The organism is Streptomyces sp. Ru62, from assembly GCF_002920615.1.
Taxonomy (GTDB): Bacteria; Actinomycetota; Actinomycetes; order Streptomycetales; family Streptomycetaceae; genus Streptomyces.
Genome location: NZ_PQSU01000002.1, coordinates 293,279 through 309,148 on the forward strand (window position 1 = coordinate 293,279; position 15,870 = coordinate 309,148).

At 69.6% G+C, this 15,870-nt stretch carries 15 protein-coding genes; 6 read left to right on the forward strand and 9 right to left on the reverse strand.

The annotated features are described in order from the left end of the window. The first annotated feature begins 264 nt into the window (after positions 1-264). Both C3492_RS03755 and C3492_RS03760 read left to right on the forward strand, forming a co-directional pair. Positions 265-2,517 (forward strand): ATP-dependent RecD-like DNA helicase, encoded by a 2,253-nt coding sequence (locus C3492_RS03755; RefSeq protein ID WP_181140182.1) that lies wholly within the window; start codon positions 265-267, stop codon positions 2,515-2,517. 283 nt (positions 2,518-2,800) lie between these two features. Continuing rightward, a complete protein-coding gene (locus C3492_RS03760; RefSeq protein ID WP_103810266.1) occupies positions 2,801-4,090 on the forward strand; it encodes a citrate synthase in 1,290 nt (429 codons plus the stop codon). Between the two features lie 594 nt (positions 4,091-4,684). On the opposite strand, the gene C3492_RS03765 is transcribed toward C3492_RS03760, so the two are convergent. Continuing rightward, positions 4,685-7,018, reverse strand: a complete 2,334-nt coding sequence (locus C3492_RS03765; protein ID WP_258055467.1) for a cation-translocating P-type ATPase — start codon at positions 7,016-7,018, stop codon at positions 4,685-4,687. Positions 7,019-7,105: 87 nt separating this feature from the next. Next, entirely contained in the window at positions 7,106-7,345 is a 240-nt protein-coding gene (locus tag C3492_RS03770) for a heavy-metal-associated domain-containing protein (protein WP_103810267.1), read from the reverse strand. A 258-nt stretch (positions 7,346-7,603) separates the two neighbouring features. Between C3492_RS03770 and C3492_RS46605 the strand changes: the two genes are divergently transcribed. After that, positions 7,604-8,329: a chaplin gene (locus C3492_RS46605; protein WP_308461122.1), complete on the forward strand. Its 726-nt coding sequence runs from the start codon at positions 7,604-7,606 to the stop codon at positions 8,327-8,329. Between the two features lie 533 nt (positions 8,330-8,862). Here C3492_RS46605 and C3492_RS03780 read toward each other — a convergent pair. Next, the gene (locus tag C3492_RS03780) at positions 8,863-9,138 is read right to left on the reverse strand and encodes a hypothetical protein (RefSeq protein WP_103810269.1); all 276 of its coding nucleotides are present in this window, start codon (positions 9,136-9,138) and stop codon (positions 8,863-8,865) included. Between the two features lie 64 nt (positions 9,139-9,202). Further along, on the reverse strand, positions 9,203-10,057 hold the full coding sequence (locus C3492_RS03785) for a hypothetical protein (RefSeq protein WP_103810270.1): 855 nt from the start codon (positions 10,055-10,057) through the stop codon (positions 9,203-9,205). A gap of 461 nt (positions 10,058-10,518) precedes the next feature. Between C3492_RS03785 and C3492_RS03790 the strand changes: the two genes are divergently transcribed. From C3492_RS03790 to C3492_RS03800, 3 genes are all read left to right on the forward strand, one after another. Further along, positions 10,519-11,004, forward strand: coding sequence for a hypothetical protein (locus C3492_RS03790; RefSeq protein ID WP_103810271.1), 486 nt, complete (start codon positions 10,519-10,521; stop codon positions 11,002-11,004). A gap of 220 nt (positions 11,005-11,224) precedes the next feature. Then, entirely contained in the window at positions 11,225-11,515 is a 291-nt protein-coding gene (locus C3492_RS03795) for a hypothetical protein (protein ID WP_103810272.1), read from the forward strand. Between the two features lie 223 nt (positions 11,516-11,738). Beyond that, a complete protein-coding gene (locus C3492_RS03800) occupies positions 11,739-12,029 on the forward strand; it encodes a hypothetical protein (RefSeq protein WP_103810273.1) in 291 nt (96 codons plus the stop codon). Positions 12,030-12,187: 158 nt separating this feature from the next. On the opposite strand, the gene C3492_RS03805 is transcribed toward C3492_RS03800, so the two are convergent. From C3492_RS03805 to C3492_RS03825, 5 genes are all read right to left on the reverse strand, one after another. Continuing rightward, entirely contained in the window at positions 12,188-12,532 is a 345-nt protein-coding gene (locus C3492_RS03805) for a hypothetical protein (protein WP_258055468.1), read from the reverse strand. Between the two features lie 327 nt (positions 12,533-12,859). Further along, positions 12,860-13,096 (reverse strand): hypothetical protein, encoded by a 237-nt coding sequence (locus C3492_RS03810; protein WP_103810274.1) that lies wholly within the window; start codon positions 13,094-13,096, stop codon positions 12,860-12,862. A 208-nt stretch (positions 13,097-13,304) separates the two neighbouring features. Continuing rightward, positions 13,305-13,646, reverse strand: a complete 342-nt coding sequence (locus C3492_RS03815; RefSeq protein ID WP_103810275.1) for a hypothetical protein — start codon at positions 13,644-13,646, stop codon at positions 13,305-13,307. Between the two features lie 96 nt (positions 13,647-13,742). Beyond that, on the reverse strand, positions 13,743-13,985 hold the full coding sequence (locus tag C3492_RS03820) for a hypothetical protein (RefSeq protein ID WP_103810276.1): 243 nt from the start codon (positions 13,983-13,985) through the stop codon (positions 13,743-13,745). A 256-nt stretch (positions 13,986-14,241) separates the two neighbouring features. Then, positions 14,242-15,654 carry a condensation domain-containing protein gene (locus C3492_RS03825; protein ID WP_103810277.1) on the reverse strand — a complete coding sequence of 471 codons (1,413 nt, stop codon included), beginning with the start codon at positions 15,652-15,654 and terminating at the stop codon, positions 14,242-14,244. Between the last annotated feature and the right edge of the window lie 216 nt (positions 15,655-15,870).

Below are 15,870 nucleotides of genomic sequence, written 5' to 3' on the forward strand. Positions count from 1 at the left end.
CGGCTCGCCGGTGTTCGGAGTGTGCCGTTCCGGCGCAAGACCCGCCGACCGTGGGCGAGTTGACCGCTCAGAGCAAGAACGCGGCGGCAAGGGTGATCAGCGTGCCCAGGGCAACGACGGCGCCCAGGACGCCGAAGCCCGGGGCGATCTTCACGCTCGTGGGCCTGATCTCCCGCCGGACCGGCTCCCGGGCCGCGCCACGGATCAGACGGTGGCCCAGGACGCCAGTGGGCCGGTGTCAGACCTCACCGGTACCGTCGGATCATGGCTCAACAGGCGGGGACCCAGACCGGCGAACGGCGTCTTGCCGTGGTCGAAGGCGTGCTGGAGCGGATCACGTACGCCAACGAGGAGAACGGGTACACGGTGGCCCGGGTCGACACCGGCAGAGGCGCCGGGGATCTCCTCACGGTGGTCGGCGCGCTCCTCGGTGCCCAGGTCGGTGAGTCCCTCCGGATGGAGGGCCGCTGGGGGTCGCATCCGCAGTACGGCAAGCAGTTCCACGTCGAGAACTACACGACCGTGCTGCCGGCCACCGTCCAGGGCATCCGGCGCTATCTGGGGTCCGGGCTGGTCAAGGGCATCGGGCCGGTCTTCGCCGACCGCATCACCCAGCACTTCGGCGTCGACACCCTGAGGATCATCGAGGAGGAGCCCAAGCGCCTCATCGAGGTTCCCGGCCTCGGCCCCAAACGCACCAAGAAGATCGCCGACGCCTGGGACGAGCAGAAGGCCATCAAGGAGGTCATGCTCTTCCTGCAGACCGTCGAGGTATCCACCTCCATCGCCGTGCGGATCTACAAGAAGTACGGCGACGCGTCGATCTCCGTCGTGAAGGAACGCCCCTACCAGCTCGCCGCCGACGTCTGGGGCATCGGCTTCCTCACCGCCGACAAGATCGCCCAGTCGGTCGGGATCCCGCACGACAGTCCCGAGCGCGTGAAGGCCGGCCTGCAGTACGCGCTGTCGCAGTCCGCCGACCAGGGGCACTGCTTCCTGCCCGAGGAGCGGCTGATCGCCGATGCCGTGAAGCTGCTCCAGGTGGACACCGGGCTGGTCATCGAGTGCCTGGGCGAGCTGGGCCAGGTGCCGGAGGACGGAGGCGATCCGGGGGTCGTCCGGGAGAAGGTGCCCGGACCCGACGGCGGCGACGAGCCCGTCAGCGCCGTGTACCTCGTCCCCTTCCACCGCGCCGAACTCTCCCTCTCCGCCCAGCTCCTGCGGCTTCTGCGCACGGACCAGGACCGGATGCCGGGGTTCCGGGACGTGGACTGGGGCAAGGCGCTCGGGTGGCTGGGATCCCGCACCGGCGCCGACCTCGCGCCCGAGCAGGAGGCGGCCGTGAGACTCGCGCTGACCGAGAAGGTCGCCGTCCTCACCGGCGGGCCCGGCTGCGGCAAGTCGTTCACCGTGCGCTCGATCGTGGAGCTGGCCCGGGCCCGGCGTGCCAAGGTGCTGCTCGCCGCCCCGACCGGCCGGGCCGCCAAGCGGCTGGCCGAGCTGACCGGAGCCGAGGCCTCCACCGTGCACCGGCTGCTGGAGCTGAAGCCCGGCGGGGACGCCGCCTACGACCGGGACCGGCCGCTCGACGCCGACCTGGTGGTCGTGGACGAGGCATCCATGCTGGACCTGCTGCTCGCCAACAAGCTCGTGAAGGCCGTACCGCCGGGGGCCCATCTGCTCTTCGTGGGGGACGTGGACCAGTTGCCCAGCGTGGGCGCGGGGGAGGTCCTGCGTGATCTGCTCGCCGACGGCAGTCCCGTCCCGGCCGTCCGGCTCACCCGCGTCTTCCGGCAGGCCCAGCAGTCCGGTGTCGTCACCAACGCCCACCGCATCAACGCGGGGCAGCATCCGCTCACCGACGGGCTGAAGGACTTCTTCCTCTTCGTGGAGGACGACACGGAGGCCGCCGGCCGGCTCACCGTGGACGTGGCCGCGCGGCGGATTCCGGCCAAGTTCGGGCTGGACCCGCGCCGTGACGTGCAGGTGCTGGCGCCGATGCACCGGGGGCCGGCCGGCGCGGGCACGCTCAACGGGCTGCTCCAGCAGGCCATCACGCCCGGGCGGCCCGATCTGCCGGAGAAGCGGTTCGGCGGCCGGGTGTTCCGCGTCGGCGACAAGGTCACCCAGATTCGCAACAATTACGAGAAAGGGAAGAACGGTGTCTTCAACGGCACCGTGGGCGTCGTCACCTCGCTCGACCCGGTCGACCAGCGCCTGACCGTGCTGACGGACGAGGATGAGGAGGTTCCGTACGAATTCGACGAACTGGACGAACTGGCCCACGCGTACGCGGTGACCATTCACCGCTCCCAGGGCAGTGAATATCCCGCCGTGGTGATTCCCGTCACCACGGGAGCATGGATGATGCTCCAGCGGAACCTGCTCTACACGGCGGTCACCCGGGCCCGTCAGCTGGTCGTTCTCGTCGGTTCACGCAAGGCGATCGGGCAGGCGGTGCGCACGGTGTCGGCCGGGCGGCGGTGCACCGCCCTGGACTTCAGACTGGGGGCCTGAGCCCGAAGGCGGCGGGCCCTGAAGTCACGGGCGGTGGCCCCGAAGTCACGGTGGCGGCACGGAATCCGGCCCTGCGGCAAAAATGATCGATCAAACGAGTCGTGAAGGTCACAGAGCACTTCCGGTTACCCCTTCGAGGGGGCAGGATGAGCAGGTTGACGGCACTGAGTGCCGCCAATAGGCCCAATGGTCGACCCCGAGTGCACTCTCCTGAGCCAAATGGGGGATGGTAGAGACAGTCAGGGCACCTCGAAGATGAGGCACTACGTCGGTGAGGGAAGACGTGAGCGACAACTCTGTAGTACTGCGGTACGGCGACGGCGAGTACACCTACCCGGTGGTCGACAGCACCGTCGGTGACAAGGGCTTCGACATCGGGAAGCTCCGCGCCCAGACCGGTCTGGTGACTCTGGACAGCGGCTACGGCAACACCGCCGCCTACAAATCCGCGATCACCTACCTCGACGGCGAGGCGGGCATCCTCCGCTACCGCGGCTACCCCATCGAGCAGCTGGCCGAGCGCTCCACCTTCCTTGAGGTGGCGTACCTGCTGATCAACGGCGAGCTGCCCACCGTCGACCAGCTGACGGCGTTCAAGAACGACATCACGCGGCACACGCTGCTGCACGAGGACGTCAAGAACTTCTACAAGGGCTTCCCGCGCGACGCCCACCCGATGGCCATGCTGTCCTCGGTCGTCTCGGCGCTGTCCACCTTCTACCAGGACAGCCACAACCCGTTCGACGAGACGCAGCGCGACCTCTCCACGATCCGGCTGCTCGCCAAGCTCCCGACGATCGCGGCGTACGCGTACAAGAAGTCGATCGGCCACCCGTTCGTCTACCCGCGCAACGACCTCGGTTACGTCGAGAACTTCCTGCGCATGACCTTCTCGGTGCCGGCGCAGGAGTTCGAGCTCGACCCGGTCGTCGTCGCCGCGCTGGACAAGCTGCTGATCCTGCACGCCGACCACGAGCAGAACTGTTCGACCTCCACGGTCCGCCTGGTCGGCTCCTCGCAGGCCAACATGTTCGCGTCGATCTCGGCCGGCATCAGCGCCCTGTGGGGCCCGCTGCACGGCGGTGCCAACCAGTCCGTGCTGGAGATGCTGGAGGGCATCCGCGACTCGGGCTCCGACGTCGACACCTTCATCCGCAAGGTGAAGAACAAGGAGGACGGCGTCCGCCTGATGGGCTTCGGCCACCGGGTCTACAAGAACTTCGACCCGCGCGCCAAGATCATCAAGGCCGCCGCGCACGACGTGCTCTCCGCGCTGGGCAAGGAGGACGAGCTCCTCGACATCGCCCTCAAGCTGGAGGAGCACGCGCTGTCCGACGACTACTTCGTCGAGCGCAAGCTGTACCCGAACGTGGACTTCTACACCGGTCTGATCTACCGCGCCATGGGCTTCCCGACCGAGATGTTCACGGTCCTGTTCGCCCTCGGCCGCCTGCCGGGCTGGATCGCCCAGTGGACCGAGATGATCAAGGAGCCGGGCTCCCGCATCGGCCGCCCGCGCCAGATCTACACGGGCGTGGTGGAGCGCGACTTCGTGCCGGTCGAGGAGCGCTGAGTTCTTCTTGGCGGGTGCCTGGGGTGCGGTGAGCCTCCAGGCACCCGACTGTCCCGTCGTAGCGTCAAGGCGCTCGGCGGTCCCGTCGTAGCCGCACGGGCCGGAGAGTCGTCGTAGCGGTACGGACAGAAAAAGCGGAAGGCGCCCTGAGACGCCGGTCCCCCCACGGGCCGACGACCAGGGCGCCTTCCCATGTCCCGGTGCGGATTCCCCCCACGGGATCCGGCCGGGCGCTCGGAGAGGACAGCGCCTGAATCGCTGTCTGTGAGCAGAACGAGCAAAACTCGGCCTGCTCCAGTGATGCGGTGCGATCTGCCGGGACAACGCACCCCGGAAGGGCCGCTCAAAGCTTCCCGGTGTGCGTGCCCCGGCAACGCATCTCTGAGGAAGTCCCCCAAGACATCCCCAGATGCCAGTCAGCGCCCCCCAAGACGCCGGGCTGACATCGCCAACTTAGACCCTCGAACCCCTTCGATGGTTACGTTCGCATCACTGTGATCTGCGTCTCTTGCATATGTCCTTTAGGTGCGCAAGAGCCCCGATACGGCGATCGGGGCTCAAGCGTAAGGATGATGCGCGAGCCTTGTGAAGAGCTTATGTGAGGCTCGCGCCGGACTCCAGGGGGACCGGGACATCCACCCCGGCAATTGCCGCGCCCTGCCGGAAGGCGCGCAGCCGCAGGCTGTTCGTCACCACGAACACCGAGGAGAAGGCCATCGCCGCCCCCGCGATCATGGGGTTGAGCAGCCCCGCGGCGGCCAGCGGCAGCGCGGCGACGTTGTAGCCGAAGGCCCACACGAGGTTGCCCTTGATGGTGGCCAGCGTCCGCCGGGACAGCCGGATCGCGTCCGCGGCCACCCGCAGATCCCCGCGCACCAGCGTCAGGTCGCCGGCCTCGATCGCCGCGTCCGTGCCGGTGCCCATGGCCAGTCCCAGGTCCGCCGTGGCGAGCGCGGCGGCGTCGTTCACACCGTCGCCGACCATGGCCACGGCCCGCCCCTCGCGCTGGAGCCGTCGTACGACGTCCACCTTGTCCTCGGGCAGCACCTCGGCGAAGACGTGCGCGGAGTCGATGCCGACCGTGCGCGCGACCGCCTCGGCGACGGTCCGGTTGTCGCCGGTGAGCAGTACCGGCGTCAGTCCCAGCGCCCGCAGCTCGCGGATCGCCCCGGCACTGGTGTCCTTGACCGCGTCGGCGACGGCGAGGACCCCGCGGGCCCGCCCGTCCCAGCCCGCCACGACGGCCGTACGGCCTTCCCGCTCGGCCTCGCGGGCCGCGTGGGCCAGCTCCTGCGGGAGGTCGTCGTAGAGGCGCCCCACGGCCACCTCGCGGCCGTCCACGCGCCCGCGCACGCCCCGTCCGGGCACGTTCTCGAAGTGTTCGACCGGCGGCAGCGCTCCGGCGCGTTCCTCGGCGCCGGCGGCGACGGCCCGGGCCACGGGGTGCTCGGAGGCGTGCTCCAGGGCGCCCGCGAGCCGCAGCAGCTCCTTCTCGTCCTCGCCCTCGGCGACGTACACGGCCTGGAGGCTCATCCGGCCGGTGGTGACCGTGCCGGTCTTGTCCAGGACGACCGTGTCCACGCGGCGGGTCGACTCCAGCACCTCGGGGCCCTTGATCAGGATGCCGAGCTGGGCGCCGCGCCCGGTGCCGACCATCAGCGCGGTCGGGGTGGCCAGGCCCAGCGCGCAGGGGCAGGCGATGATCAGGACGGCGACGGCGGCGGTGAACGCGGCCACGGTGTCGCCGGTGACGCCCAGCCAGACGCCGAAGGTGCCGAGCGCGATGAGGATGACCACGGGGACGAAGACGGCGGAGATCCGGTCGGCGAGCCGCTGCACCTCGGCCTTGCCGTTCTGCGCGTCCTCGACCAGCTTCGCCATCCGGGCGAGCTGGGTGTCCGCGCCGACCCGGGTGGCCTCCACGACCAGCCGGCCGCCCGCGTTGACCGTGGCGCCGGTGACCCGGTCGCCGGGGCCGACGTCCACCGGCACCGACTCGCCGGTCAGCATGGAGGCGTCCACCGCTGAGACGCCCTCGGCCACTGTGCCGTCGGTGGCGATCTTCTCGCCGGGCCGGACGACGAACCGGTCGCCGACGGCCAGTGACGACACCGGTATCCGCACCTCGCGGCCTTCCCGCAGCACGGCCACGTCCTTGGCGCCCAGCTCCATCAGGGCCTTCAGGGCGGCGCCCGCGCGGCGCTTGGAACGGGCCTCCAGATAGCGGCCGAGCAGGATCAGCGCGACGACTCCGGCGGCGACCTCCAGGTAGATCGTGGAGGCGCCGTCCATGCGGGAGACGGTGAGGCGGAACTCGTCGTGCATGCCGGGCATGCCGGCGTCGCCGAAGAACAGCGCCCACAGCGACCAGCCGAACGCGGCCAGCGTGCCGACCGAGACGAGGGTGTCCATGGTGGCGGCGCCGTGCCGCAGGTTGGTCCAGGCGGCCCGGTGGAAGGGGGCGCCGCCCCAGACGACGACCGGCGCGGCGAGGGTGAGCGAGAGCCACTGCCAGTTGTCGAACTGCAGCGCGGGGATCATCGACAGGAGGACCACGGGGGCGGCGAGCAGCGCGGAGACGAGCAGGCGGTGGCGCAGGGCGCCCAGTTCGGCGTCCGGTGCGGGTGTTTCCGCTTCCGTCCCGGGCGCGGGCCGCGGTGGTGGCGGCTCCTCGGCGGTGTAGCCGGTCTTCTCCACGGTGGCGATCAGGTCGGCGACCTGGACGCCGTCGCCGAAGGTGACCTTGGCCTTCTCGGTGGCGAAGTTGACGGTGGCGCTGACGCCGTCCATCCGGTTGAGCTTCTTCTCCACCCGGGCGGCGCAGGAGGCGCAGGTCATCCCGCCGATGAGCAGCTCGACCTCGGAGCCGGTGCCCGTGGCCGCGGCTGCCTCCGCGGTTTCTGCGGTTTCTGCGGTGGTGCTGGTCATGTCCGGACTCCAGACATCGGACCGGGCCCTACGGATCCAGTATCAGCTGGTCGGCACGGCCCGGGTCGGGGAAACGGAGGGTCTTCCTCAGGCCTGGCCGGCCAGCTCGAAACCGGCCTCGTCCACGGCGGCGCGCACGGCCTCCTCGTCCAGCGGGGCCTCGGAGACGACGGTCACCTCGCCGGTCGACGCGACGGCCTTCACCGAGCTGACGCCGGGGATCTGGGAGATCTCGCCGGAGACGGAGCCCTCGCAGTGGCCACAGCTCATGCCGGTCACCTTGTAGACGGTGGTGACGGGGCCCGTGGTGTCGGTCTGAGCGGTCATCGTTGCTCCTCGTAGAGGTGTTCGGGGCCGGTGGGGTCCCTGGAGGACCCCTCACTCGGCCATACTATACCCCTAGGGGGTATGAGGTCGGTGTGTGACTCGCTGCGAGCGGGGCGGCCCGGAAGCCCGCCCGGAGCAACTCGCGGGCGGCACGCCATAACTCCGGATGGGGCACGTCCGTTTTATGTGGGTGCGGGTGAGTGCCCGCGATGATGTCAGGAAGGCAGGAAACCAATGAGACGGACTACCCGAAACGGTGTGTTCGCCGTCGCCGCCGCGTCCGGCGCGATGGTCGTGGCGTTCCCGGTGTCCGCCGCCTTCGCGGCCGACGGGGCCGGTGCAGAGGCAACGGCGGCCGGCTCGCCCGGGGTGCTCTCCGGCAACAACGTCCAGATTCCGGTGCACGTGCCGGTGAACATCTGCGGCAACACCGCCGACGTGGTGGGACTGCTCAATCCGGCCGCGGGCAACACCTGTGTGAACGGCGGTGCGGCGAAGACCGCGGGTGCCGCGAAGAGCGGTACGGCGAAGGCCGGCGTTGCGCGGACCGGTGGTGCGGCGAAAGCCGGCGGTACGGGCGACAGCGGCGCGTCGGTCGCGTCCGGTGGGGCGTCGGCTCACGGCAGCACCGCGGACTCGCCCGGACTGCTGTCGGGCAACGACCTCCAGCTCCCGATCGACCTGCCGGTGAACGTCTCCGGGAACAGTGTCAACGTGGTCGGCGTGGGCAACCCGGTCTTCGGCAACCACTCGGTCAACGAATCCGGCGACCACCCGAGCCCGGCCCCGCACTCCGCGGTCCCGAAGCCCCGGGCCCCGAGGCACCCGGCTTCCGCCCGGTCCCACCCCGCCCCGCACCCCGTGGCATCCTCGCTGGCCCACACCGGAGCGGACCTCACGGCCCCCGCCCTCGCGGGCAGCGTCGCGCTCATCGTCACGGGAGGGATCCTGTACCGCCGCTTCAGTGGGGGCCACGTCCGCTGAAGCGGCCCCCGTCCGGGAGTGCGCTCCGGCCCGGACCAGTGCTGCGGGGCCGCTGTGCCCTCTCCCGGACCCGCAGTTCCGAACCGGCGACGTGACGGCCCCGGGGCCGGTGCCCGAATCACCGACGGGCGCCGGCCCTGTCCGACACCCCCGCGGGGTGTGATCGCGGGAGGACGGGAGGAACCGGCGTGTGACTCCAGGGGCGCCGTGTCGTTGGAGGGGTGCGTTCCCTTCGGTCACGGGCCCCGGAAGTGGAGAACTTCCGGGGCCCGTGACACGTTCGGACGGGTCCGGGCAGACCGGTCCGCGCAGCGGCTGTCGGTTGTCGTACACGACAGCACCGCGTTCCCTGAGCGGTCCTGGGGGACCGCTCAGGGAACGCGGTCGCGGGCCGGCGGGCCGTGCAGGGCCCGGTCGGGCGGTGTCTTCGCGTGGGAAAGGGCACGCACGGACCACGGGACACGCCACATGCGATGGCACTGGCGTGTCCCGGAATGGTCTGTGCGTGCCCGGGGCCGCGGGGGGCGAGGCCGTCAGAACGCCTGGCTGTTGCAGCCCATGTCCGAACCGAGGTGGCTCTGCTGCGCGCCGGGGTTGCCTTCACCGTTCAGCAGGTTGCCCGCCAGGCCGGTGATCGCACCGATGCTGCCGATCACCTCGATGTTCATGTCGTGCGAGCGGCACTCGATGCCCTGCGTGATGTCGACGTCGTGGCCCGGCTCACCGTGGGCGAACGCGGCGTTGCCGCCGAAGGAGCCGACACTGCCGAGGACGACGCCCACGAGGACCGCCTTGTGAATCGTGCGCATGGGTTCTCCGTTGGTTGAGGGGACGCGATCTGCACCAGATCGGGTCGCGATTTCGGTGAGGCTGTCAGCCGAGCCGGGGAAGCCCCAGCTGGCCGACGGGTGGCGCCGCGACCTGCCCGAGGCCGACCGGAGCCAGTTCCGGCACGCTCCCCGGCGTGATCTGCGGGTTGAGGAGCGGGTTGATCTGAGGGTTCACCTGGGGGTTCACCTGCGGGGTGACGTACGCCGGAGGCTCCGGGCCGAACGCCTGGGGCACCGCCACCTGCGGGGCGACCTGCGGCATGACCTGAGGCATGACCTGGGGCACCACCTGAGCCCGCTGCGGGGGAGCGGCTTGGACCGGCTGCGGGGGAGCGGCCTGCTGCGGGTAGGGCGTGGCGGAGGCCTGCGCCGTTCCGAGCGACGTGGCCGAGGCCGTGGCGTAGCCGGTCGGCTGTTGCGGTGCCGGCTGTGCGTACTGGGGCGGGGCCGGCTGGGGAGCCGGTGCGGGCTGTGCGTACTGGGGAGCCGGTGCGGGCTGTGCGTACTGGGGCGGGGCCGGCTGAGGGGCCGGTGCGGGCTGTGCGTACTGGGGAGCCGGTGCGGGCTGTGCGTACTGGGGAGCCGGTGCGGGCTGTGCGTACTGGGGCGGGGCCGGCTGGGGAGCCGGTGCGGGCTGTGCGTACTGGGGAGCCGGTGCGGGCTGTGCGTACTGGGGAGCCGGTGCGGGCTGTGCGTACTGGGGCGGGGCCTGCTGAGGGGCCGGTGCGGGCTGCGCGTACTGGGGAGGCGGGGCCTGGTACGCGGGATACTCGGGAGCCGGCGCCGGAGCGGGACCGCCGGGTCCGACGAGCGTGTCGGCATGGCTGACGCCGACGCCGATGGCGGACAGACCGCCGGCCGCCGCTACAACGAGCGCGGCCTTGTGAAGCTTGCGCATGAAACCCTCGGCCCTTCGATACCTGAAACGTTGCATTCAGCGCGGTCACGCGTGCGGCGGGTGCGGTTACTCGCACTGCACGGTCAGCAGCGGTAATGCTGAGCAGCACGCGGACTTCGCGTCGGAGCCGACAGCGAATCCCCTCATCCCTGTCTCGGATTAACGGCCGCTGCCCCTCTCCCCGTTGGAACGATTGCTCCTCGCTGTGGTCACGCCCCTTGAGATCCGTCACCCGTTTGCTCCTAAGGGCGGCATTACCTCTGCGTTCCTTGCGCCTTTGGGGCAAATGGGTGACCCCCCGGGGGCGCCCGTATCCGAGCCCGTCCCCGCCTCGTTCCTCAGGAGCCAAGCGCGGTGCTCCATCGCCGCCGCAGAGCGGGCGGCAGGAACAGCGACAACTGTGCTGCCGCATCAGCCATTTACCAGGTTCCGTGCACAGGTCAAGAAGGGCCGAGGATTCCATGCGCAAGCTTCAGCAAGTCGCGCTCGTCGTCGCAGCAGCCGGTGGTCTGTCCGCCGTCGGCGCCGGCCCAAGCTCCGCCGCGACTCCCCCCGCCTACAACGGGGCTGTGCCGCCGCCCGTTTCGCAGCCGGACGCCCAGGCCGCCGCCGCCACCTCGTCTCAGGCGACCGCGCAGACGTACGGCTCACCGGTCCTGCGGCAGGCGCCCCCTCAGCGGGGCACCGAAATCGCCCCGCAGATCAACCCGCAGCTGAACCCGCAGATCAGTCCGCAAGTCACCCCGCAGGCCCCGCAGTCGCAGCAGGGCGCCCCGGTCCACCAGAACAACCTGTTCCGTCCGTACCAGGAGTGCAGCCCCCAGACGCTGCTCGACGCGAACATCCCGGTCGCTCTGCTCGCGGCGTCGGAGACGCGCGGCGTCGATTGCACTCAGGCCAACAGCCAGGCGAACTCCCTCGCCAGCGCCACCGCGATGCGGCAGTAGCGCCACCGGACGCCGACGCACGCCGGCGCCCCGGCACGGGCTGCGGGAGCGTGTTCGACGGGGTCGCAGGCGCCTGATACGGCCTTTCGGGTCATTGCTGTTGCGAGCTCACGAATTCGGCGCGTCGATGTCCGTTTTGGGGTATTTCGTATTAGTCTCCTGTAACGAGACGAGTCGATCGAGCACAGATCGAACTCACCAACATCCACTCGGAGATGACATGCGCAAGCTTCGCAACGTTGCCGTCCTGGTCGCCGCGCTCGGCACCATCGGACTCGTGAGCGGCACGGCCCACGCGGGCCAGGGTGGCGGCAAGGGCGGTGAGCACGGCGACAAGTTCAAGATCACGCAGAGCTCGCAGTGCAAGTCGCACGACCTGAACCTCGACGTCCTCGGTGAGGTGGGCCTGCTCAACGGCCTGCTGGGCAACGGGCTCAACGGCGAGGGCAACCCGGGCGCCCAGGCCACCAACATCGGCTCGACGATGGGCTGCAACAACAGCGCCCTCTGACGTCCTGTCCGGCGCGACAGACGTCGGACGATCAATGGTCCCGGCAACCGAGCATCGAGCAGGGTGCCGGGACCATTCGTACGCACCGGCAGCCCTCCGCGGCGGCGGGAACCGCTCGGATTCGTCGCGGTGCCGGATTTCCGGAACGACGTACCGGTCTTCGTGAACGTACGAAAGTCGGTCTCTCGTAGATCGCATCCACCCTCACTTCACGGGAGATGACATGCACAAGGTTCGCATGGCTGCCGTCCTGGTCGCCGCATTCGGGAGCCTCGGGCTCCTGGGCGCCGGCGCTGCCCACGCCGACCAGGGCTGGGGCAAGGGCGGCGACAAATTCGACGTCAAGCAGAGCAGCACCTGTTCGTCGCACGACCTGAACCTCGACATCCTCGGCGAGGTCGGTATCGGCAACGGCCTGGGCGGCAACCTGCTGAACGGCGAGGGCAACCCGGGCGCCCAGGCCACTCACATCGGCTCGACGATGGGTTGCAACAACAGCTTCGGCGGCGAGTAGAACGAACATCGATTCCCGGCACCCCGGCCATCGGCCACGGTGCCGGGAATTCTTCTTTGTCCGGTGAATGCGTGACCGTACGGGCGGGCGAGCGTATGTCCGCGGAAAACGAACTGCCGGGCCGGGATCGCTCCCGGCCCGGCAGTCTTCGGTGTTCCTCAGAACTCGATGTGCGGCTTCTTGAAGCCCTTGGGCAGCTCCGCCCTGTTGGAGCAGTCCACAACCTGTCCGACGCTGGCGGATCCAGTGCTCGTCAGTTCGTCCTCCGGGAACACCAGGCGTGGCCGGTCCGCCGTCGAGCAGTTCTGCTCCTGCTTGAGGGTGTGTGTGCCGTCCTTGTCGGTCTGCGTCTCGGTCTTGTGGACGCAGACGGTGCCCCCCTGCTCGGTGGTTTTGCAGCCACCCGGAATCGCGTCTGCGTAGGCGTGTCCGGCGCCGACGCACACCAGGGCGAGACCGCCGACGAGTCCCGAGACGGTGGCGATCTTCTGGAGACTGAACATGTGTCGCTTTCCTTTACGACGGAGGCCCGGGCGCATGTGCCGTTCACCGGCGTGCGTCCGGGCCCGAGAAGGTCGGAACAGATCATCCTGCGCCTGGCCGCGCCGTGAGCCGAACGCGTGGGCGGGATGGCGGCAGCCCGGACGCGCGCCGTTGGATTGCCGCGCGTCCGGGCTGAGTTCGTGATGGGGTGTCACTCGGCACACCGTCGAACGGATCGAGCCGGTGCGAGACCGGAGCGTCGAGTTCGTGCGATGTGCATCAGGCTTCCGAAGGAGGTTGATGCGCCCCGTTGCCGTGGCGCCGAGGGGATGGGCCCCGTTACGTCTTTACTCGCCCTCGTGGTCGCCCTCGTGGTCGCCCTCGTGCTCGCCGTAGCCCTGCTCGGGCTCGGCGTACCTCTGCTCCTCCGGCTGGGCCTCGTGCTTGTCCTGCGGCTGCACGTAGTAACCGCCACCGACGGCCACCGCGTTCGCCGACGAGTTGGCCACGGCAGTGACCTCCGGAGCCGAGTCGTCGCCGCCGTGGGCGAAGCCGACGCCGGCGCCGAGGGTGGACAGCCCCATAACCGCCGCCGCTACGATCGCAGCGCGCTGAAACTTACGCATGTTTGACCCTTTCTGACCCAGGCACGGTGCCTGGCTTGACTACTCAACGTGAGCTTATGTGAGCATTGAGTAGTAATTCAGGATCTACGCTCCACATGTCGCGTCGATCCCTCTTATGTCGTAGAGGTGCCGTGATGCGTCGGCCTCGGGGCTGTGGTTGCCGGGGTCAGCGCCAGAGGCTGGGCGACTCCGGCCGGCCCCCGGTCTCTTCGGGTACTCCCCGTGTGGTGGGGGAGCAGGTCACCTCGGGTCCGAGCCGTGTCTGGCCGTTGCCCAGGGCGGCGGGCAGAGTGAGGGGCTGCACCTTCTGGCAGTTCTCGTAGTGGGGGAGGGTGCCGTCTTCGGGAATCTCGCCCGTGATCCGCTGTGTGCAGGTGAGGTCGCCCAGGATGTCCCGGGTGCAGGTTCCCGGGCCGCTTCCGGCGTACGCCTGGGTGGCGCCGACGCAGGTCAGGGCGAGGCTGCCGAGCAGCCCCGAGGCAGCCACGATCTTCTTCGTACTGAACATGTGATGCGTTTTCCCTCTGTCGGGTGCCCGGGTGGCCGGGCACCGTGCGCCCCGGGCACCGGCCGTACCGGGCTCTGTCTTCGATGACCGCCGAGCTCAGCCAGTGAAGGCGTTGTTGTACTGGCCGCAGGTGGTGTCCATGGTGTCGGCGAGGCCGAGGACGGCGATCGGGACATCGTTCTCGGCCACCGTCTGCGGGCTGCACTCCTGGTAGGGGCGGTAGGAGTCGGTGACGTGCAGTCCGCCGGCGTTGGTGTCGGCGATGGCGGTGCCGGCGCCGATGGCCGACAGGCCGCCGGCCGCCGCTGCTGCGATCACGACCTGCTGAAGCTTGCGCATGGAACCCTCGGTTCTTTGCTTGTCCGTTGAGGCTGGTTGCCTAGTGTGACCGAGTCGATACTAGCAGTCACGAAGGGGGAGTTCCGTGCCGGGCACCTGTGTCCCGGGAGGGCAAGGGGCCCGAGAGCCGGACGCTCGCCCAAGGTCCGGGCCGGTCAAGGGCGTTGTCGTTCCGCGTCGGCGGTCGTGTCGCATGGGCTCGTGCGGGTGAAGTGCGGCGCGAGCGCCAAGAGGGGGGAGGGATCGGGTGGTTGCGTCAGAAGTACGCCGGTTCCGCGACCCGGAGACCGTCTCCCGCCGACACGGAGACGATCAGATCTCGCAGTCCCTCGACGTATCGTCGTACGTTCTTGTAGGCGATGTCGGTGTCCGGGTAACGGCAGGCGAGCCACAGTCCTTCGTGCAGTCTGTTGACCCAGACGCACACCTGGTCGCCGTACGACACCCGGATCAGTCCGTACGCCTTCGTCTCGGCCCAGCGGGCCGAGCCAGGAGTGAGGCGGGCATCCACATACGAGACGATCGAGTACAAGTCGGGTGAGGTCGGGCGGAAGTCCGCGCCGAGCAGGTGGAGTACGCGGGCCAGCGGGATGCGCGCGAGCGAGCGGTTCGCCCGCAGTTCGGCGCGGACGGCGGTGAGCGCGTCGTCGAAGTCCCGTGTCGCGGGCACCTCGATCGGCGCACCGCCGACGTACCAGCCCACGGAATCCGACCAGGCGGGCTTCAGCCGGGTGTGGAACGGTACGACCGTGCGGTAGTACGGCTGACCGCCGAGCTCGTGGACGATCAGACTGGTTGCGGCCAGGAGGCCCACCTGGCTGCCGCCATGGGGTCGGCAGCGCTTCTCGAAGGCGGCGGCCGCGTCCGCGTCGAGGAGCGGCTCGCACATCAGCCTCTGGGCGGGCAGTGTGCAGCCGGGTCGCAGACCGAGGTCGACGGGGAACTCCGGAAGCCTCCCGTCGCACCGCCTGATGAACTCCCGCCAGCGGGCGACGATCGCGTGTGTGTCGTCGATCCCGTCCGCGGCCGCCCGCTCCTGTTCGCAGAAGTCCACGTAACTCCCCACGGTGGTAACGGTGGTGGGCCGGTCCGTGGCGTCCGCCGTGTACAGTTCGTGGATTTCTTCCGGGATGCGCTGGAGGGAGTAGGCGTCGACATTGGTGTGGTCGAACACCGCGTACACGCTGGTGGAGTCGTCGCGGACGACGGCCGCGTAGATGAGGTTCGGCCAACCGAGCGCGTCCGCCGCCACGTCGAAACGGTCCTGCATGTACCGGACCAGAGCCTTCGCGTCGGTGAAGTCGCCGATCACCTCGCGGTGCAGCGACACGTCCTCCTCGGCGAGCGTGAACCGGTGCAGTTCGTCGCTGGCCCAGCGGAAGCCGCTGCGCAGTGTCTCGTGCCGCACCGTCCAGCGGCGCAGCGCCTGTTCGAGCGCGTCGAGGTCGGCTCGGCCCGGCAGGTCGAACGCCGTGCCCAGCCACGTCGGTACGAACAGTCCGTCTGCGCGTACCGACCGTGCCGTCCTGACGTGTGACTCCTGGATGTACGCCGGTGGCCGCGGGTCCGCCGGCAGTGCTGACGCCGCCGTGATGGTCGCCGGGCTGAACGTCCACTCGACGAGCCGTCCCGGCCGGACCTCGCAGCGCTGGATGTCAGAAATTCGCACAGTGGCGTCTCCTTCGCAGAAGACACCAGCTTGATCAGAGGGGAGCCGTGCGCGAGCAGTGGTCGCTGTGTCGTCGGCTTTTCATCGGGATGTGTGACGCCTCGAACGGCGAAGCGACTCCTCTCCCGACGGCAACCGGGCCGCGCGTCCACATTGTTCGCCACCGGAAACGCGTTACGCACGCGGTCGTACCAACTCGTCGGCCGCACGCCGACT

Excerpts from the sequence above, each read along its gene's own strand:
- C3492_RS03755 (WP_181140182.1), top strand. The coding sequence starts at position 265 with ATGGCTCAACAGGCGGGGACCCAGACCGGCGAACGGCGTCTTGCCGTG.
- C3492_RS03765 (WP_258055467.1), bottom strand. The coding sequence starts at position 7,018 with ATGACCAGCACCACCGCAGAAACCGCAGAAACCGCGGAGGCAGCCGCG.
- C3492_RS03770 (WP_103810267.1), bottom strand. The coding sequence starts at position 7,345 with ATGACCGCTCAGACCGACACCACGGGCCCCGTCACCACCGTCTACAAG.
- C3492_RS03780 (WP_103810269.1), bottom strand. The coding sequence starts at position 9,138 with ATGCGCACGATTCACAAGGCGGTCCTCGTGGGCGTCGTCCTCGGCAGT.
- C3492_RS03785 (WP_103810270.1), bottom strand. The coding sequence starts at position 10,057 with ATGCGCAAGCTTCACAAGGCCGCGCTCGTTGTAGCGGCGGCCGGCGGT.
- C3492_RS03790 (WP_103810271.1), top strand. The coding sequence starts at position 10,519 with ATGCGCAAGCTTCAGCAAGTCGCGCTCGTCGTCGCAGCAGCCGGTGGT.
- C3492_RS03795 (WP_103810272.1), top strand. The coding sequence starts at position 11,225 with ATGCGCAAGCTTCGCAACGTTGCCGTCCTGGTCGCCGCGCTCGGCACC.
- C3492_RS03800 (WP_103810273.1), top strand. The coding sequence starts at position 11,739 with ATGCACAAGGTTCGCATGGCTGCCGTCCTGGTCGCCGCATTCGGGAGC.
- C3492_RS03805 (WP_258055468.1), bottom strand. The coding sequence starts at position 12,532 with ATGTTCAGTCTCCAGAAGATCGCCACCGTCTCGGGACTCGTCGGCGGT.
- C3492_RS03810 (WP_103810274.1), bottom strand. The coding sequence starts at position 13,096 with ATGGGGCTGTCCACCCTCGGCGCCGGCGTCGGCTTCGCCCACGGCGGC.
- C3492_RS03815 (WP_103810275.1), bottom strand. The coding sequence starts at position 13,646 with ATGTTCAGTACGAAGAAGATCGTGGCTGCCTCGGGGCTGCTCGGCAGC.
- C3492_RS03820 (WP_103810276.1), bottom strand. The coding sequence starts at position 13,985 with ATGCGCAAGCTTCAGCAGGTCGTGATCGCAGCAGCGGCGGCCGGCGGC.